Raw genomic sequence first — 15,901 nt, forward strand, 5'->3', positions numbered from 1 at the left:
GCGCTCAGCATGACGTTCCTTCTTCCCTCTCCACACCTTCCCACCTCCTCCTCTTCCCACCTTCCCCGCCTTCCCTTCAACCCAATTCATTTTTTTCACCCTTTTTCCCATTTAGTTTTATGCGTACCACTTCCATTCTTCGCATTGTCAGCGCTGCCGCGCTGATTTGCTCCATGAGCAGTTTCTCGGGCTGCGAGAAAGACAACGTGAGCCCCAGCGGCGGTTGCCAGAACAAGAAAACCACCACGCCGACCACGCCGACTACCACTACCCCGCCCACCACCACGAGCAGCAGCTCGTCGGGCGGGGCCGGCTAAGCCGCGGAAGGTTTGTTCTACCCGGCCGGGCCCGGCTCTTCGGAGCGGGGCCCGGCATTGGGTAAGACGTGAATTTTGCATTGATTTTGAGTAAATTAACCTTCCGTAACAGGCGACTCTTTAAAGCGGCACTATTTGAAACAACATCTTACTACTCAATATCGAACATTTACTACTATCTCACTATGAAGCGTTTCTGGACGGCTCTGTGTTCTTCTCCGTGGCTGTTGCTGGGGCTGCTGCTGGCGCCGCTGGGGGCTTCGGCCACGCACATCGTGGGCGGCGAGCTGGATTTGCAGCACAAGTCCGGCAGCACCTACGCCCTCACGCTCAACCTGTATTTCGACGCCATCAACGGCGACCCCAACGCCCTCGACCAGGAACTGACGGCCGGCATTTTTGCCAAAGGCACCAACCAGCGCATGGCCAACGTGGTGCTGCCGCTCACCAGCAACACCTTCGTGCAGTATACCAACCCAGTCTGTTCGGTGGGGGGGCTGAGCACTCGCAAGCTGGTGTATGCCAAAGACATTACCCTCGATGCTGCCACCTACACCAACGCCACCGGCTACTACGTGGCCGTGGAGCGCTGCTGCCGCAACATCACCATCAGCAACATTGTGAACCCCGGCGGCGCGGCCCAAACCTTTTACCTGGAGTTTCCGGCCGTGGTGCGCGCGGGCGCGGCTTTCATCGACTCGACGCCCCGCATTTTCCCGCCCCTGGGCGATTATGCCTGCCGTAACGAGCTGTTTTACTACGATTTCGGCGGGCAGGACGTGGACGGCGACTCGCTGGCCTACGACATGGTGACGCCCCTCAATGGCCACGCCACGGCCGCCGTGGGCAACACCGCCCCCACGCCCAGCCCGGCCCCCTACTCCACTATCACCTGGAACGCGGGCCTGGGCACCGCCAACCAGATTCCGGGCGCGCCCACCCTGGGCATCAACGCGCGTACCGGCCGCCTCACGGTGCGGCCCAGCAACCTGGGCTTGTTCGTGTTCGGGGTGCGCTGCTCGGAATACCGCCGGGGCGTGAAAATTGGCGAAACGCGCCGCGACTTCCAGCTCTACGTGCTGGCCTGCCCCACCAACGTGGCGCCCAAAGCCCAAGTGCGCGCCGCCGGCAGCCTCGTCACCTACCGCCCGGGCCGCGACACGCTGCGCCTGTTGCCCGGTGGCAACCGTTGCCTCACCATTCGCTACACCGATGCCGACCCCAACTCGGTGCTCAGCATGAGCGCCCGCCCGGTGAATTTCACCACGCCGGCCGTGGCCTTCACCACCAGCACCAGCGGCACGGTCCGCACCGCCGCCGATACGCTCACGGCCACGCTCTGCTTCCCGGCCTGCACCGACACCAAGGGCAAGGTGTATTTGCTCGACATCATTGTGGCCGACAACGGCTGCAGCCTGCCCAAGCATGATACCGTGCGGGTGGCCTTCACGGCCGCGCTGGCGCCCAACGCGGCGCCGGTGCTCACCAGCACCTTGCCGCCGGCGCCGCTGCCCGTGTCGGACCAGGCGCCCGCCGTGGTGCGCGTTGTCATCGGCCAGCGCTACACCGCCACCCTGGCCGGCACCGACGCCGACCGCGACGCCCTGACGATGACGGCCACCGGCGTGGGCTTCGACCTGGGCGCCGTGGGCATGCAGTTTGCCGCCCAAAACGGCACGGGGCAGGCCAGCGGCACCTTCAGCTGGGAGCCGACGTGCACGGCGGTGGCGGCAGCCGGCGAGGGCGGTGGCCTGCTGGTGCGCTTTGGGCTGGCCGAAACCGGGCCCTGCGTGCCCGTGCCGCAGGAGCGCCTGGTGCGCTTTGAGGTGGTGCCGGCGGGCGAGACGCAAACGTTCATTCCGCCCAACATCATCACGCCCAACGCCGACGGCGTGAACGACGAGTTCAGGATGCCCAGCCTGCCGGTGGATTTCTGCGACCGTAAATTTGCGGCCATCAAAATCTTCTCGCGCTGGGGGCAGAAGGTGTACGAGTCGGAGGCGCGCGACTTCCGCTGGAGCGGCGCCGGGACGGGCGGGATGTACTACTACCTCGTCACCTACACCGACGGCCGTAAATTTAAGGGCTGGGTGGAGGTGGTGCCGTAAGGAGTGGAAGCCGCTATTTAGCACAGTGAATGAGAACGTCATGCTGAGCGTAGCCGAAGCATCTCTACTGCGTAACTAACCAATTCCGTTGTAACGGAGCGGTAGAGATGCTTCGGCTACGCTCAGCATGACGGCCTTTTAGAACCCAATTTCAACTGCTTCTTCCTCCCCGTCTCCCCTCCATGAAGCTCAAAAAGAACATTGCCACCAGCGAAGCCGGGTTTGTCTTCAACCCCGCTACCGGCGACTCGTTCGCGGCCAACCCGCTGGCGGCCGACATCCTGGCGCGCACCAAGGCCGGGCAGGAGGCCGCCGCCATCAAGGCCGACATCCTGGAGCACTACGACGTGGCCCCCGGCCAGCTCGAAAAGGACTGGGACGACCTGCTGGCCCAGTTGCGTGAATTCAATCTGCTAGACTAACCCACCGTGCTTCTTTCCGCTACCCGCCCGCGCCTGACCGTGGCCGTGACCGGCCTCAACGCCACCGACAGCCCCGGGCCGGGCGTGGCCGTCATCCGCGCCCTGCGCGAAACGGTGGACTTCGACCTGCGCGTCATCGGGCTGAGCTACGAGGCGCTGGAGCCGGGCATCTACCTGCGCGACATGGTGGACCGCACCTACCAGCTGCCCTACCCCTCGGCCGGCACGGCGGCGCTGCTCGAACGGCTCCAGTACATCAAGGAGCAAGAAGACGTGGCCGTGCTCATCCCCAATTTCGACGCCGAGCTGTTCAACTTCATCAAGCTGGAGCCGCAGCTGCGGGCGCTGGGCATCCGCACGTTTCTGCCCACGCTGGCCCAGCTGGAGGCCCGCGACAAGCTCAACCTGCCCGCTTTCGGGGCGGCGCACGGGCTACATGTGCCGGCCAGTCGCCCGCTGCTCCACGCCGGGGAGCTGCTGGCCGCCGCCGAGGAACTAGGCTGGCCGCTGGTGCTGAAGGGCCGCTATTACGACGCCGCCGTGGTACACTCGCTAGTGCAGGCCGAGCAGGCGTTTGGGCGGCTGGCCGGGCAATGGGGCGTGCCGCTCATCGCGCAGCAATTTGTGGCGGGGCAGGAAATCAACATCGCAGGGCTGGGCGACGGCCACGGGCGCGCCTTGAGCGTGGTGCCCATGCGCAAGCTCACCATCACCGACAAGGGCAAGGCCTGGGCCGGCATCACCCTCGAAGACGAGGCCCTGCTGGCCCTGGCCCGCCGCTTCGCCGAAGCCACGAAGTGGCGCGGCGGCTTCGAGCTGGAAATCATGCGCGCGGCCACTGGCGAGCTGTTCATCATGGAAATCAACCCGCGCTTCCCGGCCTGGATATACCTGACGGCCGCCGCCGGCCAGAACCAGCCCGCCGCCTTGCTGCGCCTAGCGCTGGACCTGCCGGTGCCGATGATGGATGGTTACGCTGTGGGCAAGATGTTCGTGCGCTATGCCTGGGACCTGATTACCGACCACACCCAGTTCCAGCAAGTGGCCGCGCTGGGCGAACTTTGAGCCGGTTGAACGCCATCAAAAGAACGTCATGCAGAGCGCAGCGAAGCATGACGTTCTTAAAATCCCACCCATGAAACTCCCCTACGAACGCCCCACCCTCCGCAAGCTCACGGCCGGCATGCCCAATAAGTTTGGGCCGCGCGCCGGGGCCCGGGCCGTGACGGCCCTCGATGGCGTGGCGGTGGCGGAACTGGTGGCGCGGTTCGGCTCGCCCCTGTTTGTGCTGAGCGAGCGGCAGCTGCGCCGCAGCTACCAAGCGGCGGTGCGGGCCTTCGGCACGCGCTACCCGCGGGTGCAGCTGGCATGGTCGTACAAGACGAACTATTTGAACGCGGTGTGTCGAGTGTTTCATCAGGAAGGAGCCTGGGCCGAGGTGGTGAGCGGTATGGAGCTGGAAAAGGCCTTGGGCAACGGCGTGCCCGGCCCGCACATTCTCTTCAATGGCCCCGGCAAGCGGCGGGCCGATTTGGAGCGCGCCTGCGAGGTCGATGCCGTTATTCACTTGGATAATGCCGACGAGCTGCACCTGCTGCTGGACGTGGCTGCCGGCCGCGCCCGCCGTCCCCGCGTGGCGTTGCGCGTGAACCTTGATGCCGGCATTGTGCCGCAGTGGGACCGGTTCGGCTTCAACCTGGAGAACGGCGAAGCCTGGCAGGCGCTGGGCCGCGTGGCGTGCTCGGGGCGGCTGGCGCTGGTGGGGCTGCACTGCCACATTGGCACCTACGTGCTGCAGCCGGCGGCCTACGGCGCGGCAGCCACCAAGCTGGCGGCGCTGGCCCGGCGTTGCGCGCAGGAGCTGCACACGGCCGTGCACTACCTGGACCTGGGGGGCGGTTTCCCTTCGACCAACACGCTGAAGGGCGCCTACCTGCCCGCCACCGACACCGTGCCGCCCCTGGACGACTACGCCGAAGCCGTGGCCGGGGCACTGCTGGGCGCCGGCTTCCCGCCCGATGAACTGCCGCTGCTGGTGCTCGAAGCCGGCCGCGCGCTGGTGGATGAGGCGGGCTCGCTCATCGGCACGGTGCTGGCCAACAAGCGCCTGGCCGACGGCCGCCGCGCCACCATCCTCGACTTTGGCGTGAACCTGCTCTTCACCTCCTTCTGGTACGACCACCACATCAGCCCCACCCGCGAGTTTTCCACCGCTGCCGAGCCCACCGTGCTCTACGGCCCGCTGTGCATGAACATCGACATGCTGCGCGAGAGCATCGCCCTGCCCCTGCTCGCGCCCGGCGATATCGTGGTGGTGCACAAGGTGGGCGCCTACAACATGAGCCAGTGGCAGCAGTTCATCAACCTGCGCCCCAACGTGGTGCTCATCGACCAGGCCGGCCAGCCACACGTAATCCGGGCCGCCGAAACGCTGGAATATTTGCAGCAGTTGGAAGCGGTGCCGGCGCATTTGTTGTAACTCGTGCCTCTTGCCTCGTCTGTCATTGCGAGTGGAGCGCAGCTCAACGCGGCAAACGAAGTTCAGCGTAGCTAATCTGTCCTCTCGTCGCGACCAGCTTCCTTGACCTCTAAATTCTCTTCTCCCCAACTCGTCCAAGCATACCTCCTAATCCAAGTACATCTCCCAATTGAAAGCCGTCTGAGTTTATCAGGTTGGTCGCGTTTATACGACGGATTAGCTACGCTGAACTTCGTTTGCCGCGTTCCGCTGCGCTTCACTCGCAATGACAAATAGTTCTTCCACCTCCTCCTTCTTCCGCGCCGTGCTGCATAGCTACGCCATGCTGTTCTTCTCGCAGCACCGGGGCTTTGCGTGGGTGCTGCTGCTGGTTTCGTTCAGCCACCCGGCAGCCGGGGTGGCGGGGCTGGCCAGCGCGGCGCTGGCGGTGGCCGGGGCCCGGGCGGCGGGCTTCAACCGGGAGTGGACGGACCGCGGCGCCTACAGCTTCAACGCCCTGCTCACCGGGCTGGCGCTGGCCTCGTTCTACCCGGCGGGGTGGGCGCTGGCGGGGCTGGTGGTGGTGGGCGCCGGCGTGGCCCTGCTGCTGAGCGTGGCCCTGGGCGGCTGGCTGGGGGGCCGGGGGCTGCCGTTTCTGTCGTTGCCCTTTGTGGGCACAGTGTGGCTGCTGCTGCTGGGCGGCGACCCGCTGCTGCACCTGCCGGCTGGCGAGGGCAGCCTCTACTGGCTTAATGAAGTGTACGCCCTGGGCGGCCCGCGCCTGGTGGCGGTGGCCCAATGGGTGGGCGACTGGCCCTGGCCGCCGCTGCTGGCCACCTACCTGCGGGCCCTGGGCTCGGTGCTGTTTCAGGACAGCGCCGCCGCCGGGCTGCTGGTCGCCGGCGGGCTGTTGTGGCACTCGCGCATTGCGTTTTCGCTGTCGGGGCTGGCGTTTTTGGGAGCTTATGGCTTGAGCGTGCTAACGGGGCCAGCCACAGGCGGCATCAACGAATACAACCTGGGGGCCAACTACATCGTGGCAGCCATTGCGGTGGGCAGCGTGTTTGTGATTCCTTCGCCGGCCAGCTACGGATGGGCGCTGGGCAGCGTGCTGGTGACGGTGTTGCTGCTGGCGGCCGGCACGGCGCTGCTCGACCGGCTGGGCCTGCCGGCGCTCTCGCTGCCCTACTGCGGCACGGCGCTGCTCTTCCTGTATGTGCTGCTGCTGCGCGAGCGGCCCGGCCCGAGCCTCGTGCTCACGCCGGTGCAGCGCTACTCGCCCGAGCGCAACCTCTACGCCTACGCCACTGACCGCGAACGGCTGCCCGCCCCGGGCGCGGTGTCCCTCACCCTACCCTTCTTAGGCGCCTGGACCTGCACCCAGGGCTACGCCGACGGCGGCCCCACCCACCTCGGGGACTGGGCCCAGGCGCTGGACTTCGCCATCGTGGACGCCGACGGCCGCACCTACCAGGGCGCCGGCCTCTCGCCTTCGGATTTCTACGCCTATAACAAGCCCGTGCTGGCCCCCGCCGACGGTGTGGTAGAGGAAGTCATTCAGCACATTGAAGACAACGCCGTGGGCGAAGTGAACCTAGCCCAGAACTGGGGCAACACCGTGGTGCTGCGCCACGCGCCCGGCCTGTACTCGCAGCTCTCGCACCTGCGCGCCCACTCAGTGCCGGTGAAAATTGGCGACTTCGTGAGCCGCGGCGAAATCATCGGCACCTGCGGCAACTCGGGCCGCTCGCCCGAGCCACACCTGCATTTCCAGGTGCAGACCACGCCCTACGTGGGCTCGAAGACGCTAGTGTACCCGCTAGCTTACTTCGTGGCCGAACCTTGGAAGGCCAAATCCGATTCAATGGATGTGCTTTCTCTCTCAATGGATAAGCCTTCCCTCTCAATGGTTATGCCTTCCTTAAAGAGGGAAGACGTGTCCATCGAGCGGGAGACGCTGTCCAGGCCATCGGATAGCACAGTCAACGGGGCGAAAACGCCGCAACTGCGCCACTTCGCTGTGCCCATGGCGGGCGAAACCGTGCGCCCGCCCGCCTTCAACCGCTCCCTAAGCCAGGCGCTACGTTTCCCGCCTGGCTACGCGCTGGCCGTGCGCGCGGCCGATGCCCCCGACAGCCCGGCCCAGCGCTGGGAAGTTTTCACTGATGCCTACAACCTGCCTTACCTGCGCTGCCACGCCACGGGCGCGGTGGCCTATTTTGGCGGCGATGCCTCGGTGTTCTACTTCACGGCCTTCTACGGGGCCGAAGACTCCTGGCTCTACCGTTTCTACCAGGCGGCCTACCGGGTGCCGCTGGCCAGCCTGCCGGGCCAGGTGGTGTACGATGCCCTTCCTCTGACCGTGGTGAAGAACCCCGTGCTGGCCTGGGTGCAGGATGTACTGGCGCCGTTCTACCGCTTCGTGCGGCCCACTTTCCAGCTCGAAGAAGAGCCCAGCGGCCCAGCCGGCTGGCCGGGGCGCGCTGTGTGCCTGCGCAGCCGCGTGGCCGTGGCCTGGTTTGGCCAGGAGCACGAAATCCAGGCTGCCGAATTGCTGGTGGAAGACGGCACCCTAACTGCCCTGCGCGTGCACCGCCCGGGCGAGGCGCTGAATCTGACTTTTTCCTTGGCCACGGCATGAACAGAAAACCAACTCCGTTCACCTGCCACTTTCCTCCCGGTCCGACCGTCCCAGGCGGTCCGACCAGTTGTCATCTGCACGGCGGGGTTCGTTCGGCCGACAACCGGTCGGACCGGACCGCCGGTTCCTGCCTGTTCCTGCCGCTGCTGCTGGCATGCCTGCTGCTCTGCCTCGCCCCGGCCCACGGGCAGCAGCTCCTCAACTTCGCCTACGCCGACAGCCTCACCCAGGCCCTCGCCACCCAGTACCGCTGGGCCGAGCTGGACTCCGTAGGCCGCGCCGCGTTGGCCCTGGGCACCGACTACCCGGCCCTGCGCCGCCGCCTGGGGCAGGCTGCCCTGGCCCAGGACCGCCCGGCCCTGGCCCTGCGCCACTACGGTCGCGCCCTGCGCGAAAACCCGCTCGACACCACCGCCCGCTACGGCCTCGCCCTGGCCTACCTCGAGCTGAACCAGCCCGGCCCGGCCGCCCTGCTGGCCCGCGCCCTGCCCGACTCGCTGCGCCGGCCGCTGCACCTGGTGGGCTTCCGGGCCGTCACGCGCGTGGAGCTGGAAGCCAGTGGCCAGCACACCAGCAACCAGCACCGCGGCGGGGCCGGATACGTGCGCCTGGGCCTGAGCAGCCGCCTCGGCCCGCGCCTGACCCTGACCCAGAACGTGAGCCACTTCGGCCAGGAAATTGAACTGCCCGACCCGCGCCGGCCCCGCTTTGGGGAGCGCTACGGCGTGCGCCAGAACCAGTACCACGCGCTGCTGGGCGTGCAGCTGGCCCCGCGCTGGCGCGCGCTGGCGGCCTACCACTCGCTCAGCAGCGACTTTGGCCGACAGGAGCTGGCCCCCGACCGCCTGGGCTACGCCGCGCTGGCCTACGCCCGCCCCTACTGGACGGCCCAGGCCGGCTACTACTTCGGTACCCTCACCGACACGGCTCGCCAGCAGGCCGACCTGCGCCTGACCGTGTACCCGCTGGGCAACCTGCGTCTGTATGGTTTCGGGCGGGCCAGCGTGGTGCGCTCCGGCGGCCGCTCTTATCCCAACGGCGTGCTGGGCGTGGGCGGCCGGCTGCACCGCCGCGTGTGGGCCGAGGCCTACGGCGGCCTGGGCCAAGTGCCCGTGCTGGCCGAGCTCGACGGCACCTACGTCTACAACCTTTTCGATGCCGTGCGGCAGCGCGGCAGCGCCAGTCTGCTTATTTTGCTGAGCCGCCCGCTGCTGCTGCGCCTCAGCCTCGGCGCCGAGCAGCGGCGCGATGCCATCAACGGCAACCCCTACACTTTGACCTCCCTAACCACCGCCCTCGCATGGACCTGGTAAAGCTGACCTTTTCCGCCGCGTTGGTGTGTGCCGCCCCGGCCACGGCCTGGGCCCAGGCCGACCAGGCCCCCGCCTTTGCCAGCAGCTACGCCGCCGAAGCCAAGGCCGACTACGCCGACGCCATCGCGCCGCTCAAGGCCATTTACACCGGTACCTACGAGCAGAACCTGCGCCTGGGCTGGCTCTATTTCCTGGCCAAAAACTACACGGCCGCCGCCGCCCACTACCAGAAAGCCGTGGAGCAGCGCCCCTACGCCCTGGAGCCCAAGTTTGGCCTGGTGAAGCCCCTGAACGCGCTGGGCCAGGTGGAGAAAATGCTAAACCTCTATGCCGACATTCTTAAAATCGACGCGCAGAACACCCAGGCCAACTACTGGATTGGCGTTATCTACCTCAACCGCAAAGCCTACGCCCAGGCCGCCCGCTACTTCGAGCGCGTGGTGAACCTCTACCCCTTCGACTACGATTCCAACATCTCGCTGGCCTGGTCCTACCTCAACCTCGGCAAGAAAGCCGAAGCCCGCGCCCTCTACACCAAGGCCCTGCTCATCCGCCCCGGCGATGCGGCGGCCACCGCCGGCCTCAAGCGCCTGTAGAACGACGCAGGGGCGGGGTCGTAGGTTAGCCAGGCCAGGCAGTCCGTCATGTCAGGCTTGCCGAGACATGACGGACTGCTGTAATCACAGCAACCAACTGGCCACCAGCGCCGCAACCGGCCTTACTTATTGGGGCGGCGGCCGGGCCGGAAGGCCCGCTTCTGGGCGGCGCGCTTGGCCCGGAACTTGGCAAACTCGTCGGCTTTGAGCACGGCACGGAGTTGGGAATCAAACTCGTCTTCCTGATAACGATGCATGGGATAAGGGCAAAAAGGGTGAAACCTGGGATGGCGGCGCGGCGGTGCAGAACCCGGCCGACCAAAGCAAAAGTGCGGGGCGCCGCCGCCAATGCCCCGCGCAATCGACCAGCGGCCCGCCCGCACCGACCAGCCCGCCTTTTGGCCCCGGCCGGGACCGGCGGGCGGGGCCAAAAGGCCTTGCACCGCCCCATTGCGCTCCTTCGGACGCATAATTCCTCCCTTTATCGGCACTTTAAACCATGTCATCGATAAAACGTCCATCCTCTACTGCAAGAATTCAATATTTGCTTTCCGTTAAGGCCGTGGGTATCTTTCGCTGCGAAGCCGGCCGGTGCTTTCTCATTCCTGACATTTGTCTGTTCGGCCCATGCCCGACTCCAACCGTAATTCTTACTCGGCAATTGACCTTTTAAACAGTGGCTGCGCTGTTTCGCCCGATGTACCTGCGCACGCCTCAGCCACTGGCCTGGGCGTGCACGATGGCCACACCCGCGAGAACGGCGGGCAGTTCACCCTGGGCCAGAACTACCCCAACCCCTTCGTGCGCGAAACCACCGTGCCCTTCACGCTGAATGTCGCGGCCGACGTACGCCTCGACCTCTTCGACCTAATGGGCCGCAAAATGGCCGGCGTAGTGCGCAAAAGCCGCCACGCCGGCGCCCAAAGCATCAAGCTCAACCTCGACGGCATGGGCTTGGCCGCCGGCGATTACACCTACCAACTCGAAGTGACCACCCGCCACGGCGTATACCGCCAACGAATGCTGATGACGGCCGAATAGGAGCAGGAGGTGAAGTGACGCTCCTTCCGAAGGCTGGCCGCTGCAACGGCCAGCCTTTTTTTGGGGATTAATCGATGGCGGTGTTAACTCGGGAGGGCGGGGTCTTTCAGGTTAGGCGGCGGCGGCCGTACTTTCGCTGCCGGAGCCGCCGCCCGGGCGGCCCGCCCGTTCTGCTGCTTTCACTTCCCACCGCGGCCCCGCCGCACCAATTCCATTTTATGGCTGACCAAACCCTTACCGGCCTGCGCGCCGGCGTGCTGCACGGCGACGAAGTGCAGGCCCTCTTCAAAAATGCCAAGGCCAACGGCTACGCCCTGCCCGCCGTGAACGTGACCGGCACCAACACCGTGAACGGCGTGCTCGAAACCGCCAAGGCGGTGAACTCGCCGGTGATGATTCAGTTCTCAAACGGCGGCGCGCAGTTCTTCGCCGGCAAATCGGTGCCCAACGACAAGCAGCAGGCCAGCATCGCGGGCGGCATTTCGGGCGCTTACCATGTGCACCAGATGGCCGCCCTCTACGACGTGCCCGTAGTGCTGCACACCGACCACGCCGCCAAAAAACTCCTGCCCTGGATTGACGGCCTGCTTGAAGCCGGCGAGAAGTACTACGCCCAGCACGGCCAGCCGCTCTACAGCTCGCACATGCTCGACTTGTCGGAAGAGCCGATTGAGGAAAACATCGAAATCTGCAAGCGCTACCTCGAGCGCATGGCCAAAATCGGCATGACGCTGGAGATTGAGCTGGGCGTGACCGGCGGCGAAGAAGACGGCGTCGACAACTCCGACGTGGATTCCAGCAAGCTCTACACCCAGCCCGAGGAAGTGGCTTACGCCTACGAGCAGCTGAGCGAAATCAGCCCGCGCTTCACCATCGCGGCCGCGTTCGGCAACGTGCATGGCGTGTACAAGCCCGGCAACGTGAAGCTGCAGCCCAAGATTCTGCACAACTCGCAGGAGTTCCTGCGCCAGAAGCACAACATCCAGGAGACCCTGCCCATCGACTTCGTGTTCCACGGCGGCTCGGGCTCGTCGCAGGAGGAAATCCGCGAAGCCATCAGCTACGGCGCCATCAAGATGAACATCGACACCGACCTGCAGTGGGCGTTCTGGGAAGGCATCAAGGACTACTACGTGAAGAACGAAGGCTTCCTGCAGGGCCAGATTGGCAATCCCACCGGCGCCGATTCGCCCAACAAGAAGTACTACGACCCGCGCGTGTGGCTGCGCAAAGGCGAAGAAACCTTCGTGGCGCGCCTCAAGCAGGCCTTTGAGGACCTGAACTGCATCAACCGCCGCTATTAGGCCTGCTGAAGAAAAAAGAACGTCATGCTAAGCGAAGTCGAAGCATCTCGCGTGTGGTAGTAATCCAATCGACAGGATTTACTACTGCACGCGAGATGCTTCGACTTTGCTCAGCATGACGTTCTTTTATTACGCTATTTCCCATTCCGCCCTCATGCCCTACCAGCCCAACCCTACCCGCTACCAGGAAATGACCTACCGCCGCTGCGGCCGCAGCGGCCTGAAACTGCCGGCCCTCTCGCTCGGCCTATGGCACAACTTCGGCGGCGTGGACGTGCTCGAAAACGGCCGTGCCATCCTGCGCCGCGCCTTCGACCGGGGCATCACGCACTTCGACTTGGCCAACAACTACGGCCCGCCCCCCGGCTCGGCCGAAACAAATTTCGGCCGCATTCTGCGCGAAGATTTTGCAGCTCACCGCGACGAGCTCATCATTTCCAGCAAGGCCGGTTACACCATGTGGGACGGCCCCTACGGCGACTGGGGCTCCAAGAAATACCTGGTTTCCAGCCTCGACCAAAGCCTGAAGCGCATGGGCCTGGAGTACGTCGACATCTTCTACCACCACCGCCCCGACCCCAACACGCCCTTGGCCGAAACCATGGCCGCGCTCGACCTACTGGTGCGCCAGGGCAAAGCCCTGTACGTGGGCCTGAGCAACTACCGCCCCGCCGAGGCAGCCGAAGCCTTCCGCATTTTGCGCGAGTTGGGTACGCCCTGCCTCATCCATCAGCCCAAATACTCCATGTTTGAGCGCTGGGTAGAAGGCGGCCTGCTTGATTTGCTGGGCGAGGAAGGCGTAGGCTGCATTCCCTTCTCACCGCTGGCCCAGGGTTTATTGACCAACAAATACCTGAACGGCATCCCGGAAGACTCCCGCGTAGCCAAAGGCGTGGGCTTCCTGAAAGAAAGCAACCTCACGCCCGAACGCCTCTCGCAAGTCCGCCACCTCAATGAACTGGCAATAACACGCAACCAAAGCCTCGCCCAAATGGCCCTTTCCTGGCTGCTGAAAGACGAGCGGGTCACGTCCGTCCTCATCGGCGCCAGCAAGCCCGAGCAACTCGACGACTCGCTGCGCTGCCTGGAGAACCTGGCTTTTAGCGCAGAGGAGCTGGCCGGAATTGAGGAAGTTCTGCGCGGCTAGGACGATGTAGTCTAAATGGTCATGCCGAGCGCAGCCGAGGCATCTCGCGTATGGTAGCAATCAAAATCGTGGACCGATTGATTTACCACCACACGCGAGATGCCTCGGCTGCGCTCGGCATGACGTTCGTTCTCCCACTATTCTATTTCCCAATCGAGCCAATCTTGGGCTGAATCTGGATAATGAAGCGCTTATTGAGCGCCTCCTGGCTGCCGGTGTAGCGGCCGGCGCCGCGGAAGCCGCTGCCGGCGGCCACCACTTCCAGGTTGGCGGGGAAACGCAGGCCGGCTTGCTCCCAGAGGCGAATTACGCTCAGGGCGCGGCTGTAGCTGAGCTGGCGCACGGCGGGACCGTCGAGGTTGTGCGGGTCGTTGGCGGGGTAGCGCAGGTCTTTGGCAGCGCGGCCCTCCACCACAATGAGGTACTGCACGTTGTCGTCGTTTTTGATGGACTGCATCTCGCTGAGCAGGAAGCGGCCGGCTTTCACGAGCGGCGTTTGGGCCTCGTAGGGCAGCACGTCGCTCTTGGGTGCGAACGTGACCGGGAACTTCAGTTCGTAGCGCTTGTAGGTAGCGTTGTACTCGAAATAATTGCTTTCGAGCCGCTTGAGGGCAGCTTTGATTTCGTCGAGCTTGCGCTTTTCCTGCACCTGCACCTTCAGCTCCGAAATCAAGCGCTCGTTGTCGCGCTGCTTGTCGTTGGCCCGCTTGAATCCCAGCACGAACAGCACGAGCATGATGAGGAACAAGGCCGTCATGAGGTCCACGTAGCTGGGCCAGAAAAAGTCCTTGCTTTCTTTCATATCAGAACGTCATGCTGAGCGCAGCCGAAGCATCTCGCTTGTAGTAATAATTCTTGTGTTCAACGATTGAATTACTGGTGGCACGCGAGATGCTTCGGCTGCGTGGACGCTAGATAGGCATGACCGTTCACCTTCAGTAGCAACTTTATTTCTTCCCCAAAATCGTGCGCTGGAACCAGTTCGGCTTCGTGATTTCCTCCAGCACCTTGTTGGTCCGGTCCACCTGTTGCAAGAGTTGCTGCTGTAGCTGGGCATCGGCCAGCAGGCGGGCTTCCATGCGCTGCATGGCTTGCGCAGCCAGGTTGGCCTGGCGCTCCTGCAGCATGTTGAGGTCTTTTTGCTGGGCCGGGAGCTGGGTGAAGGGGTTGAGGTACTCGGTAATTTTCTGGTAGATATTGTCCTGGTTCAGGCGGCGGAAGTGCTGCTGCCACTGCTCGTGGGCGGCGCTGGCTTCCTTCTGTAGTTCCTGCAGGCGGCCGTCGAGCTCGGCGTCCATCCGGTGCACGCCCTCGCTCACGCCCTGTCGGATTTGCGCGCCCAAATCGACCAGCAGCTTGCCGTGCTGGCTGAAGAAGGCCACCTGCTGGCGTAGCGCATCATCGTGCTGCTGCAGGTATTGCGGCACGCTGGCGAGGCCCTGCTCCAGGGCGGTGAGGCGGTTGAGGAGCGAGCCAATGGTCTGGGCCGCCTCGTTGCTATGCACCACGGTGGTATTCAGCGCCTGCTGGTAGCCCAGGAATTTCTCGAACGTCTGGGCGCTTTCATCCACCCGGTCAAACACTTTGATAGTGGCATTGGCCAACTCCGAGTAGCCGATTTTCTCCAGTTGCTCTAAGAAGCGCTTCTGCACGCTCACGTTCTCGGTGATGCTGGCGATGAGCGGCGTGAACTCGTGAATCTTGCTGAAGAAGTCGTTCTGAATCTGGCTGAAAAACTCGGCGTTGAACGAGTCCAGCACCGCTTTCAGGTTGCTCATACCGGCCTGCATGTCGGAGTTCAGCTTGGGCAGCAGGGCCTTTTGCAGGAAGGTGTAGTAGGCGTTTTTGTTGCGGTCGCGCACGGCGCGGGCCTGCTTCAGCAGCTGGTTGCCGGCCAGCGTAAACGCCAGGCCGAACAGGCTGCCAATCATGGCGATGAGCACCCCGCCGAGGAAATGCTGCACGTCGCCGTTGCTGAACGAAGTATCGGTGTTCGGATTGGCCGCCGCGTCGGCAAACGGGTTGCCTACCAGCGCCACCAGTCCGATAATGGCCCCGGTGAAGGTGCCCAGCAGCCCCAGGTACAGCGGCGTGGTAATCTGGGCCTGAATCTCGTCATCCAGTGCCTCAGCGTGGCGCTCGGAAATGTCTTTCAAAATGCCAAAATCGGCGGCCGCGCCCCGGTTGTTCAGCAGGTACTCGTTGGTATCGGCGATGATTTGGCCGAATTCCGACGAAGCCCCGTTCGTGATGAGGGCATCGTACTGCACGTCGAAGTTTTTCTCGGGCTGCGCGGCGGTGTAGGCGATGGGCTGCACGGCCACCGCGCCCGCCACCGGGTACATGCCCAGAATGCGCCCGATGAGCTGGCGGTTGCGGAGGAACACCACCGCCTGCCACGCCACCAGCGCCAGGATAAGAAGGATTTCGATTAAGAGCATAGCTGCTTTTACGGATAACGGCCGAAGGTACCGCCCTCACGTCCACCTCACCCCCTGACCCCTTTCCAAAAAAGAGGGGGCACCGGCTCGTGAAGACGATTTCATGGTCAAAC

14 protein-coding genes are annotated in these 15,901 nt (G+C 64.3%); 11 read left to right on the forward strand and 3 right to left on the reverse strand.

The window, feature by feature from the left end; all coding sequences use genetic code 11:
* Positions 1-119 precede the first annotated feature (119 nt).
* The 8 genes from Q5H92_RS00320 to Q5H92_RS00355 all read left to right on the forward strand — a co-directional run bounded on the left by Q5H92_RS00320 (position 120) and on the right by Q5H92_RS00355 (position 9,855).
* Entirely contained in the window at positions 120-317 is a 198-nt protein-coding gene (locus Q5H92_RS00320; protein ID WP_305009442.1) for a hypothetical protein, read from the forward strand.
* 185 nt (positions 318-502) lie between these two features.
* On the forward strand, positions 503-2,425 hold the full coding sequence (locus tag Q5H92_RS00325) for a T9SS type B sorting domain-containing protein (protein WP_305009443.1): 1,923 nt from the start codon (positions 503-505) through the stop codon (positions 2,423-2,425).
* 182 nt (positions 2,426-2,607) lie between these two features.
* Positions 2,608-2,847 carry an HPr-rel-A system PqqD family peptide chaperone gene (locus Q5H92_RS00330; protein ID WP_305009444.1) on the forward strand — a complete coding sequence of 80 codons (240 nt, stop codon included), beginning with the start codon at positions 2,608-2,610 and terminating at the stop codon, positions 2,845-2,847.
* A 6-nt stretch (positions 2,848-2,853) separates the two neighbouring features.
* Entirely contained in the window at positions 2,854-3,912 is a 1,059-nt protein-coding gene (locus Q5H92_RS00335) for an ATP-grasp domain-containing protein (protein WP_305009445.1), read from the forward strand.
* A 70-nt stretch (positions 3,913-3,982) separates the two neighbouring features.
* Positions 3,983-5,326, forward strand: a complete 1,344-nt coding sequence (locus Q5H92_RS00340) for a type III PLP-dependent enzyme domain-containing protein (protein ID WP_305009447.1) — start codon at positions 3,983-3,985, stop codon at positions 5,324-5,326.
* A 265-nt stretch (positions 5,327-5,591) separates the two neighbouring features.
* Entirely contained in the window at positions 5,592-7,946 is a 2,355-nt protein-coding gene (locus Q5H92_RS00345; protein WP_305009448.1) for an urea transporter, read from the forward strand.
* Positions 7,943-9,259 (forward strand): hypothetical protein, encoded by a 1,317-nt coding sequence (locus tag Q5H92_RS00350; protein ID WP_305009450.1) that lies wholly within the window; start codon positions 7,943-7,945, stop codon positions 9,257-9,259. Before Q5H92_RS00345 ends, Q5H92_RS00350 begins: the two co-directional genes overlap by 4 nt.
* The gene (locus Q5H92_RS00355) at positions 9,247-9,855 is read left to right on the forward strand and encodes a tetratricopeptide repeat protein (RefSeq protein WP_305009451.1); all 609 of its coding nucleotides are present in this window, start codon (positions 9,247-9,249) and stop codon (positions 9,853-9,855) included. Before Q5H92_RS00350 ends, Q5H92_RS00355 begins: the two co-directional genes overlap by 13 nt.
* Positions 9,856-9,977: 122 nt before the next feature.
* Here Q5H92_RS00355 and Q5H92_RS00360 read toward each other — a convergent pair whose 3' ends face one another.
* Positions 9,978-10,112 carry a hypothetical protein gene (locus Q5H92_RS00360; RefSeq protein WP_305009452.1) on the reverse strand — a complete coding sequence of 45 codons (135 nt, stop codon included), beginning with the start codon at positions 10,110-10,112 and terminating at the stop codon, positions 9,978-9,980.
* A gap of 370 nt (positions 10,113-10,482) precedes the next feature.
* On the opposite strand from Q5H92_RS00360, the gene Q5H92_RS00365 reads away from it, so the two are divergent.
* The 3 genes from Q5H92_RS00365 (at position 10,483) to mgrA (ending at position 13,347) form a co-directional block, all read left to right on the forward strand.
* A complete protein-coding gene (locus Q5H92_RS00365) occupies positions 10,483-10,896 on the forward strand; it encodes a T9SS type A sorting domain-containing protein (RefSeq protein WP_305009454.1) in 414 nt (137 codons plus the stop codon).
* A 218-nt stretch (positions 10,897-11,114) separates the two neighbouring features.
* Complete coding sequence (fbaA, locus tag Q5H92_RS00370; protein WP_305009455.1) at positions 11,115-12,200, forward strand: class II fructose-bisphosphate aldolase; 1,086 nt, start codon at positions 11,115-11,117, stop codon at positions 12,198-12,200.
* A 154-nt stretch (positions 12,201-12,354) separates the two neighbouring features.
* The gene (gene mgrA / locus Q5H92_RS00375; protein ID WP_305010212.1) at positions 12,355-13,347 is read left to right on the forward strand and encodes an L-glyceraldehyde 3-phosphate reductase; all 993 of its coding nucleotides are present in this window, start codon (positions 12,355-12,357) and stop codon (positions 13,345-13,347) included.
* Between the two features lie 142 nt (positions 13,348-13,489).
* On the opposite strand, the gene Q5H92_RS00380 is transcribed toward mgrA, so the two are convergent.
* A complete protein-coding gene (locus Q5H92_RS00380; RefSeq protein ID WP_305009457.1) occupies positions 13,490-14,149 on the reverse strand; it encodes a hypothetical protein in 660 nt (219 codons plus the stop codon).
* A gap of 145 nt (positions 14,150-14,294) precedes the next feature.
* Positions 14,295-15,788: a hypothetical protein gene (locus Q5H92_RS00385; RefSeq protein WP_305009459.1), complete on the reverse strand. Its 1,494-nt coding sequence runs from the start codon at positions 15,786-15,788 to the stop codon at positions 14,295-14,297.
* Positions 15,789-15,901: the final 113 nt, after the last annotated feature.

The organism is Hymenobacter mellowenesis, assembly GCF_030581005.1.
Lineage (GTDB): Bacteria > Bacteroidota > Bacteroidia > Cytophagales > Hymenobacteraceae > Hymenobacter > Hymenobacter mellowenesis.

Bases quoted from the DNA above. Each gene is read 5' to 3' on its own strand.
- Q5H92_RS00380 (WP_305009457.1), bottom strand. From the start codon at position 14,149: ATGAAAGAAAGCAAGGACTTTTTCTGGCCCAGCTACGTGGACCTCATG.
- Q5H92_RS00365 (WP_305009454.1), top strand. From the start codon at position 10,483: ATGCCCGACTCCAACCGTAATTCTTACTCGGCAATTGACCTTTTAAAC.
- Q5H92_RS00345 (WP_305009448.1), top strand. From the start codon at position 5,592: ATGACAAATAGTTCTTCCACCTCCTCCTTCTTCCGCGCCGTGCTGCAT.
- Q5H92_RS00355 (WP_305009451.1), top strand. From the start codon at position 9,247: ATGGACCTGGTAAAGCTGACCTTTTCCGCCGCGTTGGTGTGTGCCGCC.
- Q5H92_RS00360 (WP_305009452.1), bottom strand. From the start codon at position 10,112: ATGCATCGTTATCAGGAAGACGAGTTTGATTCCCAACTCCGTGCCGTG.
- fbaA (WP_305009455.1), top strand. From the start codon at position 11,115: ATGGCTGACCAAACCCTTACCGGCCTGCGCGCCGGCGTGCTGCACGGC.
- Q5H92_RS00385 (WP_305009459.1), bottom strand. From the start codon at position 15,788: ATGCTCTTAATCGAAATCCTTCTTATCCTGGCGCTGGTGGCGTGGCAG.
- Q5H92_RS00325 (WP_305009443.1), top strand. From the start codon at position 503: ATGAAGCGTTTCTGGACGGCTCTGTGTTCTTCTCCGTGGCTGTTGCTG.
- Q5H92_RS00320 (WP_305009442.1), top strand. From the start codon at position 120: ATGCGTACCACTTCCATTCTTCGCATTGTCAGCGCTGCCGCGCTGATT.
- Q5H92_RS00330 (WP_305009444.1), top strand. From the start codon at position 2,608: ATGAAGCTCAAAAAGAACATTGCCACCAGCGAAGCCGGGTTTGTCTTC.
- mgrA (WP_305010212.1), top strand. From the start codon at position 12,355: ATGCCCTACCAGCCCAACCCTACCCGCTACCAGGAAATGACCTACCGC.
- Q5H92_RS00340 (WP_305009447.1), top strand. From the start codon at position 3,983: ATGAAACTCCCCTACGAACGCCCCACCCTCCGCAAGCTCACGGCCGGC.
- Q5H92_RS00350 (WP_305009450.1), top strand. From the start codon at position 7,943: ATGAACAGAAAACCAACTCCGTTCACCTGCCACTTTCCTCCCGGTCCG.